Origin of the sequence: Candidimonas humi, assembly GCF_019166065.1 — a bacterium.
Taxonomy (GTDB): domain Bacteria; phylum Pseudomonadota; class Gammaproteobacteria; order Burkholderiales; family Burkholderiaceae_B; genus Candidimonas; species Candidimonas humi.
In genome coordinates this window covers 546,933-570,758 of the sequence record NZ_JAHTBN010000001.1, presented here as the reverse complement: position 1 = coordinate 570,758, position 23,826 = coordinate 546,933, and the positions used below count along the sequence as shown (strand labels likewise).

The window sequence follows — 23,826 nt, the reverse complement described above, 5'->3', positions numbered from 1 at the left end:
GAGATCGTATAATCTTGCTTTGCTCGGAGCTATTCCATGCGTCTCATCAAGAAAGCGCTCACCTTCGACGATGTGTTGTTGGTTCCCGCCTATTCCGAGGTCCTGCCGCGCGATACCCAGCTTGCCACGCAGCTCACCCGCAACATCACCCTGAACATCCCCCTGGTTTCGGCCGCCATGGACACGGTGACCGAGTCGCGCCTGGCCATCGCCATGGCGCAGGAAGGCGGCATCGGCATCATCCACAAGAACCTCAGCGCCGACGAGCAGGCGCGCGAGGTGGCACGCGTCAAGCGCCATGAATTCGGCATCGTCATCGATCCCGTCACCGTGACTCCCACCATGAAGGTGCGCGATGCCATCGCGTTGCAGCGCCAGCATGGCATCTCCGGGCTGCCGGTGGTCGAGGCCGGCAAGCTGGTGGGCATCGTCACCAACCGCGATCTGCGTTTCGAAGACCGGCTCGACGTGCCGCTGCGCGACATCATGACGCCGCAGGAACGGCTCATCACCATGAACGAAGGGTCCACGCTCGACGAAGCCCAGGCGCTGATGCATCGCCACCGGCTCGAGCGCGTGCTGATCGTCAACGACAAGTTCCAGTTGCGCGGCCTGGCCACCGTCAAGGACATCATCAAGAACACCGAGCATCCCAACGCCTGCAAGGATTCCCAGGGCCAGTTGCGCGTGGGCGCCGCCGTGGGCGTGGGCGAGGGCACCGAAGAACGCGTCGACAAGCTGGCCGGCGCCGGCGTCGACGTCATCGTGGTCGACACCGCGCACGGCCATTCGGCTGGCGTGCTCGAGCGCGTAAGCTGGGTCAAGAAGAATTACCCCAAGATCCAGGTCATCGGCGGCAACATCGCCACCGCCTCTGCGGCGCTGGCGCTGGTCGAGGCCGGCGCGGACGCCGTCAAGGTCGGCATAGGCCCCGGTTCCATCTGCACTACCCGCATCGTCGCCGGCGTGGGCGTGCCCCAGATCACCGCCATATCCGACGTGGCGCAGGCCCTGCAAGGCACAGGCGTGCCGCTGATTGCCGACGGCGGCATCCGCTATTCGGGCGACGTCGCCAAGGCGCTGGCCGCCGGCGCCTTCACCGCCATGATGGGCGGTATGTTCGCCGGCACCGAAGAAGCACCCGGCGAAGTCGTGCTGTTCCAGGGCCGGTCCTACAAGTCGTATCGCGGCATGGGCAGCGTGGGCGCCATGAGCGACGGTTCGGCCGATCGCTACTTCCAGGACCCCGCCAACAACGCCGACAAGCTCGTGCCGGAAGGCATCGAAGGCCGCGTGCCCTACAAAGGCAGCGTCATCGCCATCATCTACCAACTGGTCGGCGGCATACGCGCCTCCATGGGCTATTGCGGCTGCGCTTCCATCGAAGACATGCGCACCCGCGCCGAATTCGTCGAGATCACCTCGGCCGGCGTGCGCGAGTCGCATGTGCACGATGTGCAGATCACCAAGGAAGCGCCGAATTACCGTGCCGATTGAGGCTCTTGCCGTGCCGGCAAAAAACGGGGCGGCGGCGCGGGCCGCCGCCCCGTCTACATATCCAGCAGATGCTTGACCACCAGTTCCGGAGCGCTGACCATTGCGTCGTGGCCGGTGGCCAGTTCGCGCCATTCCCAGTCGGCCTGGGCGCGGGCCCATTGCCGCGCGCCCTCCAGTGCGGCGAAAGACGGGGCCGTGCAATGCCAGTAGGCGCAGGGCAGGCCATTGCCTATGGGCTTGTCCAGCCGCAGCGAGGATTCATACACCCCCAGGGGTTGCGGCGTGAGCCGCGCGGCGACGAATTGTGTATCGGCCTCGCGTTCCAGGCCCAGCGAGGCCGGGCGCGGCGGCGGCACGCCCAGTCCCTGGCAGGAACTCTGCGCTGCCGCGCGCAGCTTTTCCACCAGCGCCGGCGGCAGAGTATCGAAAGTACTGACGCCGTTGCCCAGTATGAAAGCGTCCAGGTACACCAGGCGCCGCAGGCGCTGCGGCATGCTTTCCGCCACCCCCGTGATCGCCAGCCCGCCGAAACTGTGGCCTACCAGCACCACGTCGTGCAGATCTTCCCAGTGCAGCACGTTCTCGATGTCGCGCACGAAAGTGTCCAGGCCGATGGGCAGCTTGCCCAGCAAATGGCTGCGCTCGCCCAGGCCGGTCTGGGTCGGCGTGTAGACCGTATGGCCCAGCGCGCGCAGCGCCCGCGCCACGCGCGTCCAGCACCAGCCGCCGTGCCAGGCGCCGTGCACGAGTACGAAAGTCTGGGATTCCTGGCTGTCCGTCATGATGGCTCCTTGCAAAAACGGCCGCGGGTTGCGCTGCGCAAGGGCCACTATACCCGCAGGCCGGGCCGTTTGCCGCCCCGATACGGTACATTAACGCCTGGCGCGCATCGCGCCGGCGCTTTCCCAATTTCCTTTTTGCCCTTCCAGCCATGCACCAGCGTATCCTCATCCTAGACTACGGCTCACAAGTCACCCAGCTCATCGCGCGCCGCGTGCGCGAGGCCGGTGTCTACTGCGAAATCCATCCCGGCGACGTCGATGACGACTTCATCCGCGCGCAGCAAGGCCTGAAGGGCATCATTCTGTCCGGCAGCCACGCTTCGGCCTACCAGGAAGATTCGCTCAAGGTGCCGCCCCAGGTATTCCAGGCGGGCGTGCCCGTGCTCGGTATCTGCTACGGCATGCAGTCCATGGCCCAGCAGCTCGGCGGCAAGGTAGAGTGGTCCGATCACCGCGAATTCGGCTATGCCGAAGTGCGCGCCCGCGGCCACACCCGCCTGCTCGAAGGCCTGGAAGACTTCACCACCACCGAAGGCCACGGCATGCTCAAGGTGTGGATGAGCCACGGCGACAAGGTCACGGCGCTGCCTCCCGGCTTCAAGCTCATGGCGTCCACCGATTCCTGCCCCATCGCCGGCATGGCCGACGAAGAGCGCGGCTTCTACGCCGTGCAGTTCCACCCCGAAGTCACCCACACCGTGCAGGGCGAGGCCATGCTGGCGCGCTTCGTGCGCGAGATCTGCGGCTGCGGCGGCGACTGGAACATGCCCGACTATGTCTCCGAGGCCGTGGAACGCATCCGCGCCCAGGTCGGCGACGAAGAAGTCATTCTCGGCCTGTCCGGCGGCGTCGACTCCTCGGTGGCCGCGGCCCTGATCCACAAGGCCATCGGCGACCAGCTCACCTGCGTATTCGTCGACCACGGCCTGCTGCGCCTGAACGAGGCCGAACAGGTCATGGCCACCTTCGCCGACCACTTCGGCATCAAGGTCATCCATTGCAACGTCGGCGACAGCCTGCTCGCCAAGCTCAAAGGCGTTGCCGACCCCGAGGCCAAGCGCAAGATCATCGGCCGCGAGTTCGTCGAAGTCTTCGAGGTCGAAGCCGCCAAACTGACCCGCGCGCGCTGGCTCGCCCAGGGCACCATTTATCCCGACGTGATCGAATCGGCCGGCGCCAAGACCGGCAAGGCCGTCGCCATCAAGTCGCACCACAACGTCGGCGGCCTGCCCGATACCCTCAAGCTCAAGCTGCTCGAACCCTTGCGCGAGCTTTTCAAAGACGAAGTGCGCAAGCTCGGCATTGCCCTGGGCCTGCCGCCCGCCATGGTCTACCGCCACCCCTTCCCGGGCCCCGGCCTGGGCGTGCGCATACTCGGCGAAGTCAAGAAGGAATACGCCGACCTGCTGCGCCGCGCCGACGCCATCTTCATCGAAGAACTGCGCAAGACCACCGACGAGACCAGCGGCAAGAACTGGTACGACCTGACCTCGCAGGCCTTCGCCGTCTTCCTACCCGTCAAGTCCGTCGGCGTCATGGGCGACGGCCGCACCTACGACTACGTCGTCGCCCTGCGCGCCGTGCAGACCTCCGACTTCATGACAGCCGATTGGGCCGAGCTGCCGTACTCGCTGTTGAAGAAAGTATCGGGAAGGATTATCAATGAAGTGCGGGGGATAAACCGGGTGACGTACGATGTATCGAGCAAGCCGCCCGCGACGATTGAGTGGGAATGATTCCGCGTCTGGCACAGCCAGGCACCTGATGGCATGAAATGCCGCTAAGCCCGCGTAATTGCGGGCTTTTTTTGTTTGTGTTTGGCACGATCTGGCAACGGGAGGAAGCGCCAAGCACCGTTTGAGCATGGCATTAAAGCTGGTATTATGGTTTGGCGATGCCATGATTGATGCCGATACCATGCTGCGTTCTTTTGTGTGTTCATGGTATTAATATTCTATAAGTTACTGTTTCGTAAGAAAAAATACGATAAATTCGAGATTTTTTCAGCATGGTATCGGAGACGAAGAAGGACAAGGTACATGCTGACCGATACCAAGCTGCGCAATCTCAAGCCCAGGGACAAACTCTACAAAGTGAATGACCGGGAAGGTCTCTATGTGGCAGTGACTCCAGCCGGCTCCATCTCGTTCCGTTACAACTACTCAATCAACGGTCGGCAGGAGACCATCACCTTTGGGCGTTATGGTGTCGGTGGCATCACCCTGGCCGAAGCCCGCGAGCTGTTGGGTGACGCCAAGAAGATGGTTGCGGCGGGCAAGTCGCCGGCCAAGGAGAAAGCCCGAGACAAGGCGCGGGTGAAAGATGCAGAGACGTTCGGTGCCTGGGCGGAGAAGTGGCTGCGTGGCTACCAGATGGCCGACTCCACCCGCGATATGCGCCGCTCGGTTTATGAGCGTGAGCTGAAGCCGAAATTCAGCAATCAGAAGCTGGTGGAGATCACCCACGAAGACTTGCGGGCGCTGGCTGATGCCATTGTTGAGCGAGGCGCACCGGCCACCGCCGTTCATGTGCGTGAAATCGTGTTGCAGGTATTTCGCTGGGCCATCGAGCGTGGGCAGAAGGTCGAAAACCCGGCAGAACTGGTGCGCCCAACAAGCATCGCTCGATTCGAGCCACGTGACCGAGCGTTGACGCCAGAAGAAATTGGGCTGATGTACCAGTACATGGAGCGAGTGGGCACAAGCCCAACAAACCGTGCGGCGGCCAAGCTGTTATTGCTGACGATGGTGCGCAAGAGCGAGCTGACCAATGCGACCTGGAGCGAGATCAATTTCAGCGAAGCGTTGTGGACGATTCCAAAGGAGCGGATGAAACGCCGTAACCCGCACCTGGTATTTCTGTCCCAGCAGGCTCTGGATATTTTCATTGCCATGAAAACCTTTGCCGGTGGTTCCGACTTCGTTTTGCCATCACGGTACGACTCGGATGCGCCGATGAGCGCTGCCACACTTAACCAGGTGCTGACGCTGACTTACAAGGCGGCGCAGAAAGATGGGAAGTCACTTACCAAGTTCGGACCGCATGATTTGCGGCGCACAGCCAGCACGCTGTTGCATGAGGCCGGCTACAACACCGACTGGATCGAGAAGTGCCTGGCGCACGAGCAGAAGGGCGTGAGGGCTGTCTACAACAAGGCTGAGTACCGCGAGCAGCGGGCGGCGATGTTGCAGGATTGGGCCGATATGATTGATGAGTGGACTTCGGGAGGCAGTAAGGGTTGATGTTTTTGCTATCTTTGATAGCATTGAAGTTGATGCCGTGAATTTATAAATAAGGCCGCCATTGGCATCGGGCAGGTCAATTACCGATTAGCTGCTTCGCGCAGCTACTCGATGAATAGCAACTATTCATTTGAGAGGTATTGACCCATGCAAAATATAAAGACCCTCATCAACAGGAAGAAGCTCCTGGAGATGATCCCGCTTTCGACACGAACAATTTATAACCTGGAGCAGCGAGGGGATTTTCCACGCCGTATCGCGTTAACCAGTAGAAATGTCGCCTGGGATTTGTCAGAGGTCGAAGAGTGGATTGAGGCACGTAAATCATCGGGTGATCAAGCTGCGCGACCTGGCCCTATAGAGGGCTAGTTATATGGCTCTTGATCTTATGGCGGCTTTCACGGAATTGCCGCCACCCATTGATTATGTTCTGCCTAATATGGTTGCTGGCACTGTTGGTGCTCTTGTGTCGCCTGGTGGGGCTGGTAAATCCATGTTGGCCCTTCAATTGGCTGCACAGATTGCAGGCGGGCCTGATTTACTTGAAATAGGCGAGTTTCCCACCGGGCAAGTGGTCTATCTGCCTGCTGAAGATCCACCGGCCGCTATTCACCATCGTCTGCACGCCCTTGGGGCACACCTCAGCGCAGCGGAACGGCAAGCCGTGGCTGATGGTTTGCTCATTGAACCCTTGATCGGTAAATGCCCAAACATCATGGCTGCTAGCTGGTTCGATGCTCTCAAACGAGCCGCTGAAGGTCGTCGCTTGATGATCTTGGACACTTTGCGGCGCTTCCACATTGAGGAGGAGAACGCTAGCGGGCCGATGGCGCAGGTTGTTGGGCACATGGAGGCCATAGCCGCTGATACAGGCTGCTCCATTGTGTTTCTGCACCACGCGAGTAAAAGCGCAGCCATGATGGGGTCGGGCGATCAACAGCAGGCCAGTCGTGGATCGTCCGTACTGGTTGATAACATCCGTTGGCAATCGTACCTATCCGGCATGACGCAAGGCGAGGCCGAGATACTGGGGGTCGATGATTGTCAGCGTGGGTATTTTGTCCGCTTTGGCGTCAGCAAGGCCAACTATGGCGCACCTTTTCAAGAACTCTGGTTTAGACGGCACGACGGCGGCGTGTTGAAGCCTGCTGTACTGGAGCGGCAGTGCAAGGTGAAAAGGAGACAGCGTGAAGAAGCCTAAGCATGACCTGACCCACGTCCGACATGATCCCGCGCACTGTTTGGCACCTGGCCTGTTCCGCAGCCTCAAGCGTGGCGATCGCAAACGCTGCAAGCTGGACGTGACCTACACCTTTGGCGAGGACGAATCCATGCGTTTCGTCGGATTCGAACCTCTCGGGGCCGATGATATGCGTCTTTTGCAAGGCATCGTGGCCCTTGGCGGCCCGAACGGCATCTTGCTAACCCCGGAACCGACCAGTGAGACGGGGCGACAGCTACGGCTATTCCTTGAACCCCGTTTCGAAGCCATTGAGCAAGACGGCTTGGTGGTTCGTGAGAGCCTGACCAAACTGCTCTCAGAAACGGGCATGACGGATAGCGGCGACAACATCAAGGCGCTCAAAGCCAGCCTGCTGCGCATGTCGAACGTCACCATCCTTGTGACGAAGGGACGGCGGCAAGCCGCGTTCCACCTGATGAGTCATGCTTTTGACGAGACGGACGGCAGGCTATGGGTTGCCCTGAATCCGCGTATTGCCGAAGCGATCCTGGGGCATCGTCCATATGCCCGTATCGACATGGCGGAAGTGCGGGTGCTACAGACTGATCCGGCACGGCTGATGCACCAACGGCTATGCGGCTGGATCGACCCCGGCAAATCCGGGCGCGTGGAACTGGACACGCTTTGCGGCTATGTCTGGCCAGATGAAGCCAATGCCGAAGCTATGAAAAAACGCCGTCAGACTGCCCGGAAGGCACTGGCCGAACTTGCCGCCGTGGGTTGGGTAGTGAACGAATACGCCAAGGGAAAATGGGAGATCAAGAGGCCTGGCCCCACGGCAACTGCACCCGTTTACCGTCGTAACGTTCCCTTGTTACCGTCGTAACGCTCCCCTTCTGCCGTCGTAACGTTCCCCGTCCCAATTTGGAAAACCCAGACGGTGCGCTGCTTTGCGGGCAGTTTGGGAAATCCATCCAAGATTATCTAAAGATAATCCATCATGCGCGGTGCAGCTCGCGCCTTGAGGGCGCGTTCTGACCTTGCCAATAAAGCCCTGGCGGGCTTTATCAATCGGCCATAGGCCGATGGTTTAACGCCAAGAAGAGAAGGCGGCTTCAGTGGCCGCTGAAACGCCTTGTGAGAGGGGAAAACAACCCGGAGTCCCTTATTCCATGAGCTGAAGCAGAATCTGCGTCTAACGGCGCTGGAGGGCCGCTGTGTGCACTTGTAGTTATCTGTACTGAAACCTTGGCTCGAAACGTGAAATGGCTAAGCAGTGCCCATTCGTTCGGTAAGAATAATAAGAAGATTATTATTCTTATTATTACCAAGCAGGAATGAGCCGTGTGTGTTGGACGCCCATAACCAGTAACCTGCGTGAAGGTGTCAACATCAGGAAAGGTTGCCCCTCAAGTATCAATACGTCGCCTTAGTGGTATGACGGGAGGGGAGGCAAATTTCTTGTGTTCATTGACACTTGAGGGGCGGGTTATGCCCTTCTTTTTTGGCGTCCAACTCGCCCCATCGGGGCGAATGGTTTGTGTCGATTGTTGGCATTTTAGGTTCCGATTTAAAGCCGATTGAGCAGCGATTTTGAAGCGACTATGTCGATTGCAGGCCGATTTGGTGACGATTACGGTTATGTTGCCAAGAATCGGTGTTTGTTTGACGATAAAACGCTTTACGTTCGATATGCGCTAGATTTTCAATAGTGGGTGAAATGCGGGCAGGATGGGTGAAGTTAGCTAACCGGCAAGCCGGTTATCTATCTTCACTGTCCCTTATTCGCGCCGGGGGCACTCAACGGGAATCCTGCCCTGCGGGGCTGATCGGCTACCGCCGGTTGCAAGAGTATAGGTCTTGCTATTTTTAATATCTTTGATAGCATGGTTGTCGGGTACACCAAAAGGGTATTGATATGGCAAATGTGCTTATCAGGAATTTACCCGCCGAGGTGCACCGTGCGTTGAAAGTTCGAGCAGCGCTCAACGATAGGAGCACCGACGCGGAAATACGCGAAATACTGACGGCGGCAGTACAGCCGCTAGAGCTTGAAGAGATTGGCCGGGAAGTTGGCTTGTCCGAAAGCGATAAAAAAACAGAGTAGTTTTACGTTTGTAAGTCCGGGCCTCAGCGCCAAGGGCAATACCGATCAGCTAGTGGCGTAGCTCTTCGATGAAACGTTGCCGAGAACAAGCACAACGCTTGGTCAAGGCAATGCCTTCTTTTCATCGACGGAGTACGACCATGAAGTCCAAAATTTTAGCGGCTAAAAAAACCGCTCTAGCCGTTGCACTCGCAACCGGCTTTATCACCACTACCACCGCCCCTGTGCAAGCTGGTATCCCCGTCATCGACGGCGGCAACCTGGCCCAGAACATCATGACGGCCATCGAGTCGGTGGCGCAGACGCTCAAGCAGATTGAGCAGTACCAGACCCAGTTGCAGCAGTACGAAAATCAGCTCCAGAACACGATGGCCCCAGCCGCGTATATCTGGGATCAGGCGCAGACTACGATCAACCGGCTGATTGCCGCGCAAAACACGCTGGCCTATTACGAGAACCAGCTAGGCAGCCTGGATCGTTACCTGGCCAAGTTTCAGGACGTGGCCTATTACCGCAGCTCGCCATGCTTCAACGGCAGCGGCGGATGCACGCCGGCCGAAAAGGCAGCGATGGAAGAGAACCGCCGCCTGGCGTCAGAGTCGCAAAAGAAGGCCAACGATGCCCTGTTCCAGACCGTTGCCGACCAGCAAAAGGCTTTGAAGGATGACGCCCGTACCCTGGAGCGGCTGCAAGGCGCGGCCCAGGGTGCAACTGGCCAGCTACAGGCCATCGGCTACGCCAACCAGCTCGCCAGCCAGCAGGCCAATCAGCTCTTGCAGATTCGCACCATGTTGACCGCCCAACACAACGCGGAGGCAGCCCGGATTGCAGCAGAACTCGATGCCGAGGCGCGAGGTGATGCCAGGGCCGAGCAAATGCGTACCTGGACGTTTCGCCCGAGTCCGGCAGACAACTACTAGGGAGGCGGTGAGATGAAAAAAATCTTTTTTACTACCGCGGCTACGTTGCTGTTGTTGGCTGGATGTGAACAGGAAAGGATGCCCGAACCAAATGCGGCGACGTGTGCCCCCGATGCGTTCCAGGCAGCACTGAATGAAATGCGCAGCGAAGCGAACCGAGAGGCCTTTACCGAGGAATGCAGAGCATTCCAGAAGGCCAAGCAGATGCGTCAGTGGGAGTTCAAGCCCAGCCCTAAAGATGATTATTGAGGTGGTCGCCATGAGAAAGAAAATTGCTCTAGGTGGCTTGATGATGGTCGCCACAATGGTGCTGGCTGAACCTGCAATGGCGCAGGAGCTAAGTAGCAGCGGTGTTATGAATGATGTGCTCAAGCGTTTTCATGATGCTGCCGCAACATGGGGGCCAGCTATTGAGTCCGCTGCATCGCGTTTGTTCTGGACGCTGGTTGTGATTTCGATGGTCTGGACATTCGGCATGATGGCTTTGCGCAAGGCCGACATTGGCGAGTTCTTCGCGGAGTTCGTTCGCTTCACGATCTTCACCGGCTTTTTCTGGTGGTTGCTGACGAATGCGAACCAGGGCATGAATATCGCCGGTACGATTGTTCAGTCATTGCAAACTCTGGGCGCGCAGGCGGGGGGACTTTCCAATAGCAATCTTGGGCCCTCCAGCATCCTTGATCTTGGTTTCGAGTTATACAACCGCACAGTACAGGCCACCTCGGAGCTGGGATGGCGGCAGATGGCAACTGCTCTGGTCATGGAGCTAATGGCCCTGGCTGTTTTGTTTGTCCTGGCGTTGATTGCGGTCAACCTGTTGCTGTTGCTCGCATCAGCCTGGATTCTGTTGTATGCCGGTGTGTTCTTCCTTGGCTTTGGTGGAAGTCGTTGGACTTCCGACATGGCGATCAATTACTACAAGACCGTGCTGGGCCTGGCCGCACAGCTTATGGCAATGGTGCTTCTGGTTGCGATTGGCAAAGAGTTCATCAATCACTACTACACGCAAATCAGCGAGAACATGGCATCCCAGGAACTGGCCGTGATGTTGGTTATATCGGTCATCTTGCTTTTCTTGGTCAACAAAGTTCCGCCGATGATTTCTGGTCTTGTGTCTGGTGGTGGTATTGGCGCAGCCGGTGGAATTGGAAACTTCGGTGCGGGTGCGGCAGTTGGGGCGGCGGTGACGGCGGCCAGTATGGCAACTGGCGGCGCTGCCCTGGCAGGTAAAGCGGTTATGGGTGCCGCAGCCGGTGCAGCCGGAGGTGCAAGTGCACTCCAAGCGGCTTTTCAGAAAGCATCAGCGAGTATGGAAACCGGCGGTGACATGTCCAGCATGGGGTCAGTTGTCAGCAGTGGCGGAAACGGTGGTGGTGAAGCGGGTACTGCTGGCAGTAGCCCATTCGCCCAAGCGGCTGGCTTTGGTGACAGCGGCAGTAGCTCAAGCGGTGGCGGCTTTGCCAAGGCCGCGAAGCTGGCCACAGGCACGGCCTCCGAGTTAGCCAAGGGTGTCGGCTCTCAAGTGAAGCAGGGATTCCAGGAGCGAGTGAGCGAAACCACAGGCGGAAAACTGGCTGCTTCGATACGCGAAAGCATGGAGCCGAAAGAAGCAAGCCAATCTGGCCAGTTCGAGGGCAATAGCTTGGGCGCCGATTCTGGCCCAGATAGTAACGAAGTCAGGAGTTAGCACGATGACGACATCAACATACATGGCCGCATTGGCGGCCCTGGATGAAGCGCCAAGGGAAGAAGTCAGCCAGGTATTTATTTCGCCGCTGGGTGATCAATCGACCGAGGTCGATGCAGAGACAGAAACAGCCGCTTTTGTATCACGGCCAGACCCTATGAGAGAGAGCGAAACTAAGCCGATAAGTATTGAGGTTAATGGCGGCAGGAATGAGCGGTCAGCATTCGCGGAGGCGGCGGGGCTGTACCTGTAGGCGCACCGGGCTGGCCACAACCAGCCCGGCACTTTCAATCAACACCTACTGGAGAGGTGAATTATGACAACACAACATATTATCGAACCAGGGCAAGCAGTGCATCAAGCAGCGGCTATTCTTTCTTCTTTGGAGTACATCAACCAAGCGGAAGCGCGGAGCCTTGGGCCATTGGCCGAAGCCGTCGCTAATGCTTTTATGGTGGTGTACTACCAAGCTGAAACGGGCCGGGCGACACAGGCTGATTTTCAAGAAGCAATGAACGCCTTGCGCCAAGCGTGCAGCTAATGACGAAAGGGCGGCCACTCGAACTGGCCGCCTTTTTCAATCTTCACTGTTTGGCCATTCCCGACCCACAGACGGCGCATCCATCCATTCGCGTTCCTCCGGCGGCAGCGGGTAAGCCCCGGATGCTTCCGCGTCGGCCAGTAGTTCGGCCAGTGTGTAGCGCACCCGACCAGTGGAAACGGCGCGGGCCGGGTCGGCCTTCTCATGCAGCCTGTTCTCTAGGTTCTTTGGGTCTGTCATCGGGCGACCTCAGCAAGCATGGATACTAGGTGTTCCAGGTCAGTGATCGAATGCGCCAGGAAGCGGCCGGCGCGGCAATCTGCAATCATTTCCTCAGTTTTTTCCTACTCATGTTCAACCTCGTTCGTACCAGCTCTTCGAGCGATTCACCACGCGCACGACCAGCAGCATCACCGGCACTTCGACCAGGACGCCGACCACGGTTGCCAATGCAGCGCCGGAGTGCAGACCGAACAAGCTGATGGCGGCCGCCACGGCCAGCTCGAAGAAGTTGCTGGCACCGATCAGGGCCGAAGGACAGGCGACAGAGTGCTTTTCCCCCGCCCGCTTGTTCAGCCAGTAGGCTAACCCGGAATTGAAGAACACTTGAATCAAGATCGGCACGGCTAGCATGGCGATCACTAACGGCTGCCGGATGATGGCCTCGCCCTGGAAGGCGAACAGTAGAACCAACGTCAGCAGCAGCGCGGCCATCGACCACGGCCCGATCTTCTGCATGGCCCGTTCAAAGGCGGCCTGTCCTTGCTTGAGCAGATGCCGCCGCAAGAGCTGCGCCAGGATCACCGGCACGATGATGTAGAGCACGACCGAAATCAGCAGCGTGTCCCAAGGCACCGAGATCGAGGACATGCCCAGCAGCAGGCCGACGATGGGCGCGAAGGCCACGATCATGATGGCGTCGTTCAGAGCCACTTGCGAGAGCGTGAAAAGCGGGTCGCCGTTGGTAAGGCGGCTCCACACGAACACCATTGCCGTGCAGGGCGCGGCGGCCAGCAAGATCAAGCCCGCGATGTAGCTGTCCAGTTGATCGGCCGGCAGGAACGGAGCGAACACTTGTCGGATGAACAGCCACCCCAGCAGGGCCATCGAGAATGGCTTGACGGCCCAATTCACGAACAGCGTGACGCCGATGCCGCGCCAATGCTCTTTGACCTGGTGCAGCGCCCCGAAGTCGATCTTGACCAGCATCGGGACGATCATTACCCAAATCAGCAGGCCCACCGGCAAATTGACCTGGGCCACTTCCATGCGGCCTATGGCCTGGAACACGTCAGGAAGGCCCTGGCCGAGCGCAACACCGGCGACGATGCACAGGGCCACCCACAGCGTCAGGTAACGCTCGAAGCCGCTCATCGGGGCCTGGCGCGGCTTCGCGGCGATGGCCTGTGCGCCGGCGCTCATGCTTCCTGCTCGGTCTTGCCGATGTTCGCCAGCTCGCGCTTGATGGCCGTCTGGTCAAGCATTTTGAGAGGCAGATTCACGAACAGGCGGACGCGGTTCATCATGTGCCGGAAGGTTTGTTCGAAGGCCCGGCGCTTCTCGGCGTCAGTGCCTTCGACGGCGGCCGGGTCTTCAAATCCCCAATGCGCCGAGATCGGCTGACCAGGCCACACCGGACACATTTCGCCGGCGGCGTTGTCGCAGACGGTGATGATGAAGTCCATCTTCGGTGCGTCGGGCGTGGCGTACTCGTCCCAGCTCTTGCTGCGCAGATTCTCGGTCGGGTAATTCACCGACTCCACCTTTTCGACGGCGAAGGGATTGACCTTGCCGGTTGGGTGACTGCCGGCGCTGTAGGCGCGGAAGCGCCCTTGCCCCATCGTGTTGATGAGAGCTTCGGCCATGATGCTGCGCGCCGAATTGCCGGTGCAGAGGATGAGGACGTTATAGATTCTTTCGGTCATGATGTTTCGCTTTCTGGTAGTGGCTGGGGAGCAATGGCGATGGATGAAAGATCGGTGGCCTCGTCGATGACGTGGCCGGCCGCTTTCCGTTCGGAATAGCGGTCTGTCAGTGCTTCACGGTGCGGCCGTACCAGCGCCGTGAAGCGCACCAGTTCTTCCATCACATCGGCTATTCGGTCGTAGTACGGCGAGGGCTTCATGCGGCCCGCCGCGTCGAACTCTTGGAACGCTTTGGCGATACTCGACTGGTTCGGAATGGTGAACATTCGCATCCAGCGGCCGAGCAGACGCAAGGTGTTCACGGCGTTGAAGCTCTGCGAGCCGCCGGATACCTGCATCACGGCCAGGGTGCGGCCTTGGGTCGGCCGGATGCCGGCCATTTCAAGCGGCAGATGGTCAATCTGCGCCTTCATGACACTGGTAATCTGACCGTGGCGTTCCGGGCTGCACCAGACTTGTCCCTCTGACCACTCGGACAGGGCGCGCAGCTCCTTGACGGCCGGGTGATCGTCGCTTTGCACTTGATCGGGCAACGGCAAATCGGACGGGTCGAAGATGCGTGTTTCTGCGCCAAAGAATTGCAGCAGCCGGGCCGCTTCCTCGACGGCCAGCCGTGAGAACGAGCGGGCGCGCAGCGAGCCATACAGCAGCAGGATACGCACCGGCGGGGCGTCGGGTGCCAGCCCGAGCGCCGGGCGCTCGATGGCAAAGGATTTGTCCAAAGCGGGCAAAGAATCGGGGTCGGAAAGATGGCGAAGTCTCATGCCAACACCTTCCCGGCTTCCGTGGTGCAAGACAGGTTGCACACCTGGCCGCCGCAGCAGTTTTCCGTGAGAAAGGCCACCAGGTTAGTGGCCGTCGAAAAGTTCGCCTCGTAGATCACAAATCGGCCTTCTTGCCGCGACGTGACCATGCCGGCGTGTGCCAGCTCTTTCAGGTGGAAGGATAGCGAAGACGGCGGGATGCCGGCCGCTTCGCTGATTTTTCCGGCGGCCATGCCGGCGGGGCCGGCCTGGACGAGAAGCCGGAACACCGCGAGGCGCGATTCTTGAGCGATGGCCGCCAGGGCGGCTACAGCATTTATCGTTTCCATGTTTCAATAATAGTCGAAATATGGAGTGTGCTCAATAGCTCATTTAAGCTGTAAAAATGAGCTAGGCGCATTTAGATCGATATGTGATAAATTGGCCTGCCAGTTTAAGATGGGTGCATTTGAGTATGCCTAAAGGAGCCGGCCAGTATGAGCAGGACGAAGCCAGCAGCCGCGCCGATGGTGGCGCGGGTCTATCTGCGCGTCAGCACCGAAGTGCAAGACCTTGAACGCCAGGAGGGGATCATCACGGCCGCGAAGGCCGCCGGGTACTACGTCGCTGGCATCTACCGCGAGAAGGCATCCGGCGCACGCGCCGACCGGCCCGAACTGCTGCGCATGGTGGCCGATCTGCAACCGGGCGAAGTGGTCATTGCCGAAAAAATTGACCGGATCAGCCGTCTACCCTTGCCCGAGGCCGAGCGCCTGGTGGCCTCGATCCGGGGCAAGGGCGCGCGCCTGGCTGTTCCTGGCGTGGTCGATCTATCCGATGTGGCGGCCGAGGCTCAGGGCGTTGCCAGGATCGTCCTGGAATCCGTCCAGGACATGCTTTTGAAGCTGGCTCTACAGATGGCCCGCGACGACTACGAGGACAGGCGCGAGCGGCAGCGCCAAGGCATTGAGCTGGCCCGCCAGACCGGGCGCTACAAGGGCCGCCGCGCTGATCTGAAGCGCCGCGCCCAGGTTGTTGCGCTGCGCAAGTCCGGCCACAGCATCAGTAAGACCGCCGAACTGGCCGGGTACAGTCCGGCCCAGGTGAAACGGATATGGGCCGAAGTCAGCCAGGCCGAAGCGAAGCAACGCGGCGCGTTCGTGGAGGATGCATTGACGGAAGCCGATGCCCTGGCCGCTGTCGGGCAGGATGAACGCCAGGAGGAAAGGGCATGACGAAGCTGCACCAAGACGCTGAGCCGTTTTTCATCACCGAGGAAATTGCGGCCGAAATGACCGCCGGCGGCTACGAGTTCGGGCCGCCGCCCATCCCCTGCACCATCCGCCTACGCGACGTGCTGGAGCGCATGACCGATGCCGAGCTAGCATTGCAGCCGGGCGAGATCGCCGACCAGGAGCGTGGATGTCGACGGTGCAAGCCGTGTTCAACCCCATGATTTGCTCATGGCATTTTTCATGGCACTGGTGCCGTTTGCATCTGCAAGCTATTATTATTAAAGGGTTTTATGTGCTTGTTTACAATCGAGTGGGAGTGAATTGACGTCCTTCGAGGACTATCGCCAGTTATCGAAAAACTGCTGTAGCATATTGATTTTCAATAAAATACGTCGCGGCACCTTTCGGTGGCTATCGCCGGCCAGCAAAACAAGTTGGCGGTAGCGCTGACGGTAAAAATCGAGGCCGAATTAAGACCCGTTCGTTGACTATTCAGACTTTTACCGTCTTTGACGGTAAAAGTTCTCTCTGGAATGTTGGCGCTATGCGGCTTTCAGAGCCTCAACAGGTTTCCTGGTCCTTGACGGTAAAACCGGACGGTAAAGCCGTCAAAAGCCGGAGGAAACCTCGATGCTGACCGACACTGCGCTGCGCAATCTCAAGCCTAAGTCCAAGATTTACAAGGTTTTTGATCGCGATGGGATGTACGTGACGGTATCGACCGCCGGTACCGTCACGCTGCGCGTGGTGCGTGTGATCAGCCGCATAGCAACAGGCTGTCCGAGGTTCGCTGCGCGCATGCGCGCCAAGCTCCGAGGCGATGTGTCCAAGCCAGGAGGCGGTGCTCAACTAGCGGTTCTCTTCGAACGGCAAAGGTCTCGGCGGAACGGGCGCCGAATGGACGATCGACGTCGTCGTGCGACCATGCGGCGTGAAGTTGTCGAGAATCGGTTCGAGCTCGTCCATGCTGCGCAAATAGAGCTTCATGAAGTAGCAGTCCTCTCCAGTGATCCGGTAACACTCGGTGATTTGTGGGATGTCACAGGCGATCTTGGGAATTACGTGCAAATCATTCGTTTGCGGACTCACGCGAACGATCGCGCAAATGACGTAGCCCAACGCACGTGGATTGACATCAACGCGATAGGTCAAGGCGCCGGATTCTTCCAGCCGTTTCATGCGTTCCGCGACGGCCGGTGCTGACAGGCCGACCTCGCGCCCAAGCCGTGCGATGGAAAGCCTCCGGCTGGCCTGGAGCGCGGCAATCAGCCTGCGGTCGAGGTTGTCCAATGGGGGGAAAGTTTTATGGCCCATTTTCCTTGGATTCGAAGGTGCCAGATTTTCAACTCCGATGATTAGGCATTCAATAGCCTGCCTTGGCCTCACATACTGCGCGTATGCAAACGAAAGCGCAAATGCAGGCTCTTCCCCAGGAACGCGTGGCCAAGCGGGCCGCGGAGCGACTCCCGCCGCATACCTTTTTCCTGATCAGTGCGGTCTTTCACTATCTGGGACCGGCGCTGGCCGTGTTGCTGTTCGCCCACGTGGCGGTGCTGGGCGTCACCTGGCTGCGCATTGTGAGTGCAGCGGTGATCTTCGCCCTGTGGCGGCGCCCGTGGCTTATTTTCCGCCGGCTTGATCGCGCGACACGACGCACACTGATTCTCTTTGGCGTTGTACTCGCGGCGATGAATACATTGTTCTATCTCGCCATTGACCGCTTGCCCCTCGCCACGGTTGGCGCAATCGAATTTCTTGGACCCATTGCGCTTGCCGCCTACGGAATCAGGACGCGTCGTAATGCGGCGGCCCTGCTGGTGACCGTGCTGGGCATGGTGGCCCTCACCGAGTTCCAGCTTGCCGGCGCGCCGCTGGGTTTCGCCTGTGCATTCGGCAATTGCGGGCTCTTCGTGCTGTACGTCGTTCTGGGGCATCGCGTAGCGAACGCGGACGGCGAGGCTGCTGGCCAGGAGACATCCAGCATCGAACGTCTGGGCGCGGCGATGCTGATCGCGGCGATCGTCGTGACGCCCGTAGGTCTCAAGGGAGCGCTGCCCGCATTTACTGATCCTGTGTTGCTTCTGGCCGGCATGGGTGTCGGTTTGTGCTCATCGGTGATTCCCTATGTATGCGACCAGCTCGCGATGGCCAGACTTCCACGTGCGAGTTTTGCGCTGATGCTGGCATTGCTCCCGGTCTTCGCGCTGATGATAGGTGCCGTGGTACTGCGCCAGATTCCGAATCTACGGGAGCTGATGGGAGTCAGTCTCGTGGTCGTTGGGATCGCCATCCACCAGCGTCAGTGAATGGAGACAGCGATATGAAATACGTGCATCTGGGCCGGTCCGGGCTGACGGTCTCGCGAGTCTGCCTCGGCATGATGAGCTACGGCGATCGTGTCGAGCGTGCCTGGCAGCTGGACGAGATGGAAGCCGAACCCATCGTGCGTGCCGCGATCGAGGCATCGTTGCGACGGCTCGGAACCGATTACGTCGCTCTCTACCAAATCCACCGTTTCGATTACGAAACGCCGATCGCAGGGAACATGGCGGCGTTGGGCGACGTCGTGCGCGCCGGCAAGGTGCGTTCCACCGGACACAGTGGGTTCGGTAGACGGGAGGCATAATCTGGCATTGCTGTCTTATATATCATGCAAGCCTTCTACGAGATGGTTGACATAGTGACATAATGATGTCACTATGTTTCGTATGGAAGCAGATCACGCACCGCTATACGCCAAGGTCGAGTCCACCTTGGCCTCTGAAATTGCCGGAGGCGCCATAGCTTGCGGTTCTCAGCTCCCGCCAGAAGATAGCTTGATTGAGAGGTTCGGCGTCAGCCGGACCACAGTGCGCAAAGCCATTGAAAATCTGGTTTCGCGCGGGCTTGTCGAGATTCGGCGCGGGAAGGGCACGTTTGTCACCGAGCCGAAGGTTCGGCAGGAATTGACCGAATTGAGCGGTTTCGTGGAAGACATGATTGCCTTGGGCAGGAAACCGACCGCAAGGCTGCTTGACAAACGCCTCGTGCCCGCCAGCGATACGGTTGCGACGCAATTGGGTATTGCCGTTGGGGTGCAGGTCTATCGCATCGAGCGGGTGCGCTTGGCCAATGGCGTCGCCATGTCTTTCGATGAAACCTATCTGCCCCTGGACATTGGCGAAAAGATAGTCAGCAACGATCTTGAAGCGGAGCCGATCTTTTCCTTGCTCGAAAACAAGTATGGCCTGCCACTTGTCGAGGCAGAGTATCGGCTCGAAGCTGTGACGGCAGATGAACACGTCGCCCAGGCGCTAGAGGTTGCACCCGGCAGCCCGATATTCCTGATCGAGCGGACCTCCTATTGCGAGGGGCCGAAGCCAATAGATTACGAGAAGCTCTATTACCGGGGCGACCTCATCAAGTTCAGCACACGTCTGTCACGCCGGCCGAGGACGAAGCCATGATCGGGGCGCTTGACGGAGGGGTAAGCAATGCTTTGTGGCTATTCGTCGCGGCCTTCGGCGCAAGCGCGCTAGGTGGTGTGCTGGGCATGGCAAGCGGCATCTTCATTGTCCCGATCCTCGCGTTCCTGTTCGGTGTCGATATCCATGCGGCGATCGCTGCCAGCCTGGTGTCGGTGATCGCTTGTTCCTGTGGCAGTGCTGCGCCGCTTCTGAAAGAGCGATTGACCAATATCCGGCTGGCGGTTGTTCTTGAGACGGCGACGACGCTCGGCGCGCTGACAGGAGTTTTCCTGATCGGGATTATTCCGACCTCCTATCTCTATTTGCTGTTTGCGGCCATCCTTGCTGTGTCGGCACAGCAAATGCTCACGCGCCGCCGCGAAGCAGTGCAAGTGAGCGTACCAGGCTCGCGAAGCTGGGCGACGGTGCTGCGCCTGCACTCGACCGTTCCGGATCGGACAGGCGGGGCCGCCACGCCTTACACTGTCGGTTCGGTGCCGCTCGGTTTGTTGCTGATGTACGGGGCGGGGCTGGTCTCGGCGCTGTTGGGGATCGGCAGCGGCGTGCTGAAAATCCCGGCGATGGATACGGCCCTACGGCTGCCGATCAAGGTATCTTCCGCAACATCGAACTTCATGATCGGGGTGACGGCCGCCGCGAGCGCTGGTGCCTATTTCGTGCGCGGCGATATCGATACAGCCCTCGCCGGCCCCGTCGCGCTCGGCTCCGTCATCGGCGCGATTGCGGGCGCGCGGATGCTGATGGGTCTTTCCGGCGACAAGCTCCGCATCTTCTTCGTGATCGTGCTCGTGCTGCTCGCCGTCGCCATGGCCATGAGCGGTTTCGGCGTGCATCTTAAAACATGATCGGGACAGCCATGAGCGAATACTTAACCAGGGGTGTGGGCCAGGAGCAGGCCATCGCCAAGTTGCTGCATTGTGGCACGAGACTGGCCTCATGCATCATCGCGGCCGGGCTGGTCGCTGAATGGTTGTATCCCTCGACTAGGGCTTTTGGCTTGAGCGGAGGCGGCTTGATGAAAGCCGGCGTCGCCCTGTTCATCTTTCTGCCGGTCGCGCGTGTGGGGCTTATGCTCATCCAGTTTGCGCAGGCGCGGGATACCGCCTACACGGCGATTTCAGCGCTAGTCCTCATGATCATCGGGGCTGGCTTTCTGGCTGGCCTATGACATCCGCTGCCGGCGTGCGGGCGATCCGCGGCGACCAGTATGCGCCAGCGCGCGAAATGGTCGATTGCGGTGCTGCCCATCAGAGATTCGTATCGTTGCCCGAATACTGTGCGTGAAATACCTGCCGCGCGGGCCAGTTGTTCCTGTGTTCAGCAGTGAGCAGGTTCCGCATGGACGAGGGCGATGGCGGGGCTGATCTGCCGGGTGGCCAGCGCCAGGAATCAGCCTTTGGGTAGCTCGTTGAGGTATGCCGGGAACAACTGCGGGACTGGAACCAGCATCAAATGCACCAAGCATCCAGATCGTCGCCGGCATGAGCCATTGTGATCTGCACGATAAGTCCGATGCCGCCATCAAGACGCTGGAGCAGTTGGTGCCGTTCTACAAGAAGCACATGGGTGGCTGAAGCTCTCGGCTTCAGGAACCGGAGGCAGTCGGCATGCCCGAGTTGTCACTTCGGTCACGCGGCAGGAAAACAAGCACGAGCAGTGTGCATGCGCCCAGGCAGAAGTAGGCCTGCTCGTAGCGGCCGCCGATCGCAATGAATGCGGCGAAAGCCGTCGGCGCCAATATGTTTGTCAGGTTGACCAGTATGCTGGACCCGGCGGCGGTTTCCGAGATCAATTGGGGGGAAGAGCGCCGCGCTACTTCCGCCATTTGTACGCCGTTCCAGCTTGCCGCCGAGCTGCCCGCGATAAACGCCAGGACGATGACGGCCCAGAGCGGCCATAGCGGGCTGGTCAGCCCAAGAAGCGCCGTCGTCGCGGCCGAGAGAATCGCGGCGATAGACAATACCGTGGTGGCCGAATGCAAATAATCGGACAGCCACCCCAATACAATGCGGCCGATCACGCCGCCGGCCTGCATGACTGCGAACACTATCCCGGCCAGGCCGAGTGAATAGCCTAGTTCGTCCACCAGATAGATTACGGTGAAGGTGAACCAGCAACTTTGGGACACGCCGAACAGGCTACCCACGACGGACATCTTCAGCAGGCCGGGCTCGAGCATCAACGATGCCAGGGGCGCGCTGAGTGCGCGCAGCGACTGCAGCGACAGCCAAGGGCGGGCGCCGCCTTTGCGCGCGGGCTTTATGTCGAGGCTGGCACTGAGTCGCCAAGTAAGAATAGTGGGCAACAGCACGATAAGTGCACAGGCAAGCAGGGCGGTGCGCCACCCCGTCGTCGTCACTAGCAGGGGAACCAGGAGCCCAGCTATCACGCCGCCCAGGGGGACTCCGGCTTGCTTGATGGAGAACATGAGATTGCGCATGCCCGGAGGCGAAAAGCGCTGCAGGATTTCGCTGCCGGCAGGATTCGCGGCGCCATTGCTCAGGCCCATCATGAAGCACACCGCCAAGGCGACGCCGATGCTCGGATACAGGAAGAACGCCATGCAGGCCGCACCCAGCAGCAAGGTGAGCTGCAGTGTGCGCATCCCTCCTATTTGTTTGAGCACCGCGGAGCCCGCAGCCAGGATGGCCAGCCCTCCCAAGGAATTGCTCGCGCTCAGATAGCCGACGGAACTGCCGCTCCAGTTGAACTCTACGGCCATGGCCGGTGCAATGATGGGGATGAGCCGGCTCAGGAATGCTGAAATGGTCTGCAGTGTAAAAATTGCCGTTACGGGCATGAGCCAGACAGGTACCGTGCGCGTCATCGAGTCTAGTGGGTCGTTTTTGTTGGGGCGGGCGGCGGAGCGGGCTTTGCCAACCGTCAGCTTCCGTTTTCTCTTTCAAGCCCTTGGCCGGCGTGGAAGCTTGCCTTCCGAAAGTGGATTCTTTGTGTTTGATGCATATGATTATTGCATTTCATGTATCTGGTGCAAATGATGATTCTCCGCCAAAATCGCTGTCGTCTGGATTTCAAGCAAGGACTACGAATATGACGCAACCGGCTATCCATAAAACTCGCCCCAGTATTCTGCTTGTCGGCGCCTCGCGCGGCTTGGGGTGCGCCATGGCGGCGGAATGCCTGAAAAGGGGGTGGGACGTCGTCGGCACAGTGCGCGGGAGCGCCCGAACCGAATTGCACAGCCTGGCTGACGAATATGCTGGCCGTGTCCAGGTGGAAAACCTCGACATCACCGAACCGGGCCAGATCGCGGCGCTTCGCGATAGGCTGTCGGGGCGGTGCTTCGATATTCTGTTCGTGAACGCCGGCATCGCGAACGGCAATCAGGACGAAACCATCGCGGAGATCTCCACGGAAGAGTTCGTGCGCGTGATGGTCACGAATGCCCTGGGCCCGATGCGCGTCATCGAAGCTCTGCAAGACCTGGTATCGGCCGATGGCCTGATAGGCATCATGTCGTCGGGGCAGGGCAGCATCGCAGGCAACGAGAAGGGCGGGCACGAGGTCTATCGCGGCAGCAAGTCAGCCCTGAATCAGTACATGCGCAGCTATGCAGCCCGCCATGCTGGAGAGTCGCGTGCCTTGCTGTTGTTGGCTCCCGGCTGGATTCGTACCGCCCTGGGCGGCCCCAGCGCGCCATTCGGCCTGGAGGAAACCGTTCCAGATATCGTCGATACGCTGCTTGCGAAGCGGGGCAGGCCCGGCCTGGAATATCTGGATCGCATGGGTCGCACGCTTGCCTGGTGAGCGCAGGCAAGGTGCGGTGGCTCGGCCCTGGCATTCGCGCTCGAATTCGGGCTTGCCCATGGCGAGGCCTGCGTCATGCAAGGGCAATATCGCCTCGGGGTTTCCTGAAGCGAGTGCAGTAACATGATGGAGTCGACACGGAGCTGGTCGACTTCGCCCGCGATGCCCGAGTCTGCGCACGGCATCGGCTTCGGCAGGCCTTTAATGCGCCATGCTCTTCGCGCCCCTGCGGAGAGCCTCGCGCGGATCGAGCAACGCTATGGCAGGGAACCACACCATTATGTCCGAGACCTACACCAACGAAATCGATTGCGCCACGACCACTGCGGGCGAATATCCACAGACATTGCGTGTGCGCGCGCACACGCTGCACGCCGATGTCGGCCCCGAAGCCGGAAGTGTCGATTCCGCTCCCAGCCCCCACGATTATTTCGACGCTGCCTTGGCGTCTTGCAAGGCGCTTACGGCAACGTGGTATGCGAAGAGGCACGACATCCCGCTGGAGCGGGTCGCAACCCGCGTGGAACGCGACAGCCACGAAGAGCGCTTAGGCAAATACCATTTGCGCGTCCATCTAGATTTCCAGGGGCCGTTGACCGACGCGCAGCGCGAAACGCTGCGGCAAGTCGCCGCCAAGTGCCCGATTCATAAATTGATGACCCAAGTCACCATAGATATCGAAACAGTGGCCTGACACAAGCTACGCGCGGGGAGGGCTTGCCGCCATAT

28 protein-coding genes and 1 pseudogene are annotated in these 23,826 nt (G+C 59.6%); 21 read left to right on the top strand and 8 right to left on the bottom strand.

Translation table 11 applies throughout. The features are described 5' to 3' along the window. The first annotated feature begins 36 nt into the window (after positions 1 to 36). A complete protein-coding gene (guaB, locus tag KVP10_RS02525) occupies positions 37 to 1,497 on the top strand; it encodes an IMP dehydrogenase (protein ID WP_217962868.1) in 1,461 nt (486 codons plus the stop codon). Positions 1,498 to 1,550: 53 nt separating this feature from the next. On the opposite strand, the gene KVP10_RS02520 is transcribed toward guaB, so the two are convergent. Further along, a complete protein-coding gene (locus KVP10_RS02520) occupies positions 1,551 to 2,279 on the bottom strand; it encodes an alpha/beta fold hydrolase (protein ID WP_217962867.1) in 729 nt (242 codons plus the stop codon). Between the two features lie 149 nt (positions 2,280 to 2,428). On the opposite strand from KVP10_RS02520, the gene guaA reads away from it, so the two are divergent. From guaA to KVP10_RS02465, 11 genes are all read left to right on the top strand, one after another. Continuing rightward, positions 2,429 to 4,015 carry a glutamine-hydrolyzing GMP synthase gene (gene guaA / locus KVP10_RS02515; protein WP_217962866.1) on the top strand — a complete coding sequence of 529 codons (1,587 nt, stop codon included), beginning with the start codon at positions 2,429 to 2,431 and terminating at the stop codon, positions 4,013 to 4,015. Between the two features lie 303 nt (positions 4,016 to 4,318). Further along, positions 4,319 to 5,521 (top strand): tyrosine-type recombinase/integrase, encoded by a 1,203-nt coding sequence (locus KVP10_RS02510; protein ID WP_000954590.1) that lies wholly within the window; start codon positions 4,319 to 4,321, stop codon positions 5,519 to 5,521. A 147-nt stretch (positions 5,522 to 5,668) separates the two neighbouring features. Continuing rightward, a complete protein-coding gene (locus KVP10_RS02505; RefSeq protein ID WP_001179606.1) occupies positions 5,669 to 5,890 on the top strand; it encodes a helix-turn-helix transcriptional regulator in 222 nt (73 codons plus the stop codon). A gap of 4 nt (positions 5,891 to 5,894) precedes the next feature. Continuing rightward, positions 5,895 to 6,722: a helicase RepA family protein gene (locus KVP10_RS02500; RefSeq protein WP_001162384.1), complete on the top strand. Its 828-nt coding sequence runs from the start codon at positions 5,895 to 5,897 to the stop codon at positions 6,720 to 6,722. Then, positions 6,709 to 7,590 carry a replication protein C, IncQ-type gene (gene repC / locus KVP10_RS02495; protein WP_000743064.1) on the top strand — a complete coding sequence of 294 codons (882 nt, stop codon included), beginning with the start codon at positions 6,709 to 6,711 and terminating at the stop codon, positions 7,588 to 7,590. Before KVP10_RS02500 ends, repC begins: the two co-directional genes overlap by 14 nt. A 1,032-nt stretch (positions 7,591 to 8,622) precedes the next feature. After that, a complete protein-coding gene (locus tag KVP10_RS02490) occupies positions 8,623 to 8,811 on the top strand; it encodes a FitA-like ribbon-helix-helix domain-containing protein (protein WP_000024442.1) in 189 nt (62 codons plus the stop codon). 140 nt (positions 8,812 to 8,951) lie between these two features. Further along, positions 8,952 to 9,731: a P-type conjugative transfer protein TrbJ gene (trbJ, locus tag KVP10_RS02485; RefSeq protein WP_000836966.1), complete on the top strand. Its 780-nt coding sequence runs from the start codon at positions 8,952 to 8,954 to the stop codon at positions 9,729 to 9,731. Positions 9,732 to 9,743: 12 nt separating this feature from the next. After that, on the top strand, positions 9,744 to 9,980 hold the full coding sequence (gene trbK, locus KVP10_RS02480; protein ID WP_000718002.1) for an entry exclusion lipoprotein TrbK: 237 nt from the start codon (positions 9,744 to 9,746) through the stop codon (positions 9,978 to 9,980). Between the two features lie 10 nt (positions 9,981 to 9,990). Then, on the top strand, positions 9,991 to 11,418 hold the full coding sequence (trbL, locus tag KVP10_RS02475; RefSeq protein ID WP_001405816.1) for a P-type conjugative transfer protein TrbL: 1,428 nt from the start codon (positions 9,991 to 9,993) through the stop codon (positions 11,416 to 11,418). A gap of 4 nt (positions 11,419 to 11,422) precedes the next feature. Next, positions 11,423 to 11,671, top strand: a complete 249-nt coding sequence (locus KVP10_RS02470) for a hypothetical protein (RefSeq protein WP_000213809.1) — start codon at positions 11,423 to 11,425, stop codon at positions 11,669 to 11,671. 63 nt (positions 11,672 to 11,734) lie between these two features. Further along, positions 11,735 to 11,959: a type I toxin-antitoxin system ptaRNA1 family toxin gene (locus KVP10_RS02465; protein ID WP_000211355.1), complete on the top strand. Its 225-nt coding sequence runs from the start codon at positions 11,735 to 11,737 to the stop codon at positions 11,957 to 11,959. 36 nt (positions 11,960 to 11,995) lie between these two features. On the opposite strand, the gene KVP10_RS02460 is transcribed toward KVP10_RS02465, so the two are convergent. From KVP10_RS02460 to KVP10_RS02440, 5 genes are all read right to left on the bottom strand, one after another. Then, positions 11,996 to 12,199, bottom strand: coding sequence for a hypothetical protein (locus KVP10_RS02460; protein WP_000131871.1), 204 nt, complete (start codon positions 12,197 to 12,199; stop codon positions 11,996 to 11,998). A 114-nt stretch (positions 12,200 to 12,313) separates the two neighbouring features. After that, positions 12,314 to 13,381, bottom strand: a complete 1,068-nt coding sequence (gene arsB / locus KVP10_RS02455) for an ACR3 family arsenite efflux transporter (RefSeq protein WP_001272375.1) — start codon at positions 13,379 to 13,381, stop codon at positions 12,314 to 12,316. Beyond that, positions 13,378 to 13,884, bottom strand: a complete 507-nt coding sequence (locus tag KVP10_RS02450) for an arsenate reductase ArsC (protein WP_000140066.1) — start codon at positions 13,882 to 13,884, stop codon at positions 13,378 to 13,380. The genes arsB and KVP10_RS02450 overlap by 4 nt, the downstream gene beginning before the upstream one ends. Continuing rightward, positions 13,881 to 14,648, bottom strand: coding sequence for an arsenical resistance protein ArsH (gene arsH / locus KVP10_RS02445; protein ID WP_001239389.1), 768 nt, complete (start codon positions 14,646 to 14,648; stop codon positions 13,881 to 13,883). Before arsH ends, KVP10_RS02450 begins: the two co-directional genes overlap by 4 nt. Beyond that, positions 14,645 to 14,977 (bottom strand): ArsR/SmtB family transcription factor, encoded by a 333-nt coding sequence (locus tag KVP10_RS02440; RefSeq protein ID WP_000447876.1) that lies wholly within the window; start codon positions 14,975 to 14,977, stop codon positions 14,645 to 14,647. Before KVP10_RS02440 ends, arsH begins: the two co-directional genes overlap by 4 nt. A 147-nt stretch (positions 14,978 to 15,124) precedes the next feature. Between KVP10_RS02440 and KVP10_RS02435 the strand changes: the two genes are divergently transcribed. Beyond that, positions 15,125 to 15,862: a recombinase family protein gene (locus KVP10_RS02435; RefSeq protein ID WP_217962865.1), complete on the top strand. Its 738-nt coding sequence runs from the start codon at positions 15,125 to 15,127 to the stop codon at positions 15,860 to 15,862. Beyond that, complete coding sequence (locus KVP10_RS02430; protein WP_217962864.1) at positions 15,859 to 16,083, top strand: hypothetical protein; 225 nt, start codon at positions 15,859 to 15,861, stop codon at positions 16,081 to 16,083. Before KVP10_RS02435 ends, KVP10_RS02430 begins: the two co-directional genes overlap by 4 nt. A 628-nt stretch (positions 16,084 to 16,711) precedes the next feature. Here the strand turns inward: KVP10_RS02430 and KVP10_RS02425 are convergent. Then, entirely contained in the window at positions 16,712 to 17,152 is a 441-nt protein-coding gene (locus tag KVP10_RS02425) for an Lrp/AsnC family transcriptional regulator (protein ID WP_217962863.1), read from the bottom strand. Between the two features lie 125 nt (positions 17,153 to 17,277). Between KVP10_RS02425 and KVP10_RS02420 the strand changes: the two genes are divergently transcribed. From KVP10_RS02420 to KVP10_RS02400, 5 genes and pseudogenes are all read left to right on the top strand, one after another. Further along, entirely contained in the window at positions 17,278 to 18,168 is an 891-nt protein-coding gene (locus KVP10_RS02420; RefSeq protein WP_217962862.1) for an EamA family transporter, read from the top strand. 14 nt (positions 18,169 to 18,182) lie between these two features. Beyond that, positions 18,183 to 18,464 (top strand): annotated as a pseudogene (locus tag KVP10_RS02415) (aldo/keto reductase); the annotation flags it as partial. A 97-nt stretch (positions 18,465 to 18,561) separates the two neighbouring features. Next, the gene (locus KVP10_RS02410) at positions 18,562 to 19,308 is read left to right on the top strand and encodes a GntR family transcriptional regulator (RefSeq protein WP_246600247.1); all 747 of its coding nucleotides are present in this window, start codon (positions 18,562 to 18,564) and stop codon (positions 19,306 to 19,308) included. Continuing rightward, entirely contained in the window at positions 19,305 to 20,174 is an 870-nt protein-coding gene (locus KVP10_RS02405) for a sulfite exporter TauE/SafE family protein (protein ID WP_217962860.1), read from the top strand. The genes KVP10_RS02410 and KVP10_RS02405 overlap by 4 nt, the downstream gene beginning before the upstream one ends. 11 nt (positions 20,175 to 20,185) lie before the next feature. Continuing rightward, positions 20,186 to 20,497 (top strand): DUF1634 domain-containing protein, encoded by a 312-nt coding sequence (locus KVP10_RS02400; protein ID WP_217962859.1) that lies wholly within the window; start codon positions 20,186 to 20,188, stop codon positions 20,495 to 20,497. A gap of 417 nt (positions 20,498 to 20,914) precedes the next feature. On the opposite strand, the gene KVP10_RS02395 is transcribed toward KVP10_RS02400, so the two are convergent. After that, positions 20,915 to 22,156, bottom strand: a complete 1,242-nt coding sequence (locus KVP10_RS02395) for an MFS transporter (RefSeq protein WP_217962858.1) — start codon at positions 22,154 to 22,156, stop codon at positions 20,915 to 20,917. Positions 22,157 to 22,380: 224 nt separating this feature from the next. On the opposite strand from KVP10_RS02395, the gene KVP10_RS02390 reads away from it, so the two are divergent. Beyond that, complete coding sequence (locus KVP10_RS02390; RefSeq protein ID WP_217962857.1) at positions 22,381 to 23,097, top strand: SDR family oxidoreductase; 717 nt, start codon at positions 22,381 to 22,383, stop codon at positions 23,095 to 23,097. 280 nt (positions 23,098 to 23,377) lie between these two features. Continuing rightward, entirely contained in the window at positions 23,378 to 23,791 is a 414-nt protein-coding gene (locus KVP10_RS02385; protein ID WP_217962856.1) for an OsmC family protein, read from the top strand. Positions 23,792 to 23,826 lie beyond the last annotated feature (35 nt).

Excerpts from the sequence above, each read along its gene's own strand:
- KVP10_RS02400 (WP_217962859.1), top strand. The coding sequence starts at position 20,186 with ATGAGCGAATACTTAACCAGGGGTGTGGGCCAGGAGCAGGCCATCGCC.
- trbL (WP_001405816.1), top strand. The coding sequence starts at position 9,991 with ATGAGAAAGAAAATTGCTCTAGGTGGCTTGATGATGGTCGCCACAATG.
- KVP10_RS02440 (WP_000447876.1), bottom strand. The coding sequence starts at position 14,977 with ATGGAAACGATAAATGCTGTAGCCGCCCTGGCGGCCATCGCTCAAGAA.
- KVP10_RS02510 (WP_000954590.1), top strand. The coding sequence starts at position 4,319 with ATGCTGACCGATACCAAGCTGCGCAATCTCAAGCCCAGGGACAAACTC.
- KVP10_RS02490 (WP_000024442.1), top strand. The coding sequence starts at position 8,623 with ATGGCAAATGTGCTTATCAGGAATTTACCCGCCGAGGTGCACCGTGCG.
- KVP10_RS02460 (WP_000131871.1), bottom strand. The coding sequence starts at position 12,199 with ATGACAGACCCAAAGAACCTAGAGAACAGGCTGCATGAGAAGGCCGAC.
- KVP10_RS02405 (WP_217962860.1), top strand. The coding sequence starts at position 19,305 with ATGATCGGGGCGCTTGACGGAGGGGTAAGCAATGCTTTGTGGCTATTC.
- KVP10_RS02465 (WP_000211355.1), top strand. The coding sequence starts at position 11,735 with ATGACAACACAACATATTATCGAACCAGGGCAAGCAGTGCATCAAGCA.
- KVP10_RS02450 (WP_000140066.1), bottom strand. The coding sequence starts at position 13,884 with ATGACCGAAAGAATCTATAACGTCCTCATCCTCTGCACCGGCAATTCG.
- guaB (WP_217962868.1), top strand. The coding sequence starts at position 37 with ATGCGTCTCATCAAGAAAGCGCTCACCTTCGACGATGTGTTGTTGGTT.
- KVP10_RS02470 (WP_000213809.1), top strand. The coding sequence starts at position 11,423 with ATGACGACATCAACATACATGGCCGCATTGGCGGCCCTGGATGAAGCG.
- KVP10_RS02500 (WP_001162384.1), top strand. The coding sequence starts at position 5,895 with ATGGCTCTTGATCTTATGGCGGCTTTCACGGAATTGCCGCCACCCATT.
- trbJ (WP_000836966.1), top strand. The coding sequence starts at position 8,952 with ATGAAGTCCAAAATTTTAGCGGCTAAAAAAACCGCTCTAGCCGTTGCA.
- KVP10_RS02435 (WP_217962865.1), top strand. The coding sequence starts at position 15,125 with ATGAGCAGGACGAAGCCAGCAGCCGCGCCGATGGTGGCGCGGGTCTAT.
- guaA (WP_217962866.1), top strand. The coding sequence starts at position 2,429 with ATGCACCAGCGTATCCTCATCCTAGACTACGGCTCACAAGTCACCCAG.
- arsB (WP_001272375.1), bottom strand. The coding sequence starts at position 13,381 with ATGAGCGCCGGCGCACAGGCCATCGCCGCGAAGCCGCGCCAGGCCCCG.
- KVP10_RS02520 (WP_217962867.1), bottom strand. The coding sequence starts at position 2,279 with ATGACGGACAGCCAGGAATCCCAGACTTTCGTACTCGTGCACGGCGCC.
- arsH (WP_001239389.1), bottom strand. The coding sequence starts at position 14,648 with ATGAGACTTCGCCATCTTTCCGACCCCGATTCTTTGCCCGCTTTGGAC.
- KVP10_RS02385 (WP_217962856.1), top strand. The coding sequence starts at position 23,378 with ATGTCCGAGACCTACACCAACGAAATCGATTGCGCCACGACCACTGCG.
- KVP10_RS02430 (WP_217962864.1), top strand. The coding sequence starts at position 15,859 with ATGACGAAGCTGCACCAAGACGCTGAGCCGTTTTTCATCACCGAGGAA.
- KVP10_RS02420 (WP_217962862.1), top strand. The coding sequence starts at position 17,278 with ATGCAGGCTCTTCCCCAGGAACGCGTGGCCAAGCGGGCCGCGGAGCGA.
- trbK (WP_000718002.1), top strand. The coding sequence starts at position 9,744 with ATGAAAAAAATCTTTTTTACTACCGCGGCTACGTTGCTGTTGTTGGCT.
- KVP10_RS02395 (WP_217962858.1), bottom strand. The coding sequence starts at position 22,156 with ATGACGCGCACGGTACCTGTCTGGCTCATGCCCGTAACGGCAATTTTT.
- KVP10_RS02410 (WP_246600247.1), top strand. The coding sequence starts at position 18,562 with ATGTTTCGTATGGAAGCAGATCACGCACCGCTATACGCCAAGGTCGAG.
- KVP10_RS02505 (WP_001179606.1), top strand. The coding sequence starts at position 5,669 with ATGCAAAATATAAAGACCCTCATCAACAGGAAGAAGCTCCTGGAGATG.
- KVP10_RS02390 (WP_217962857.1), top strand. The coding sequence starts at position 22,381 with ATGACGCAACCGGCTATCCATAAAACTCGCCCCAGTATTCTGCTTGTC.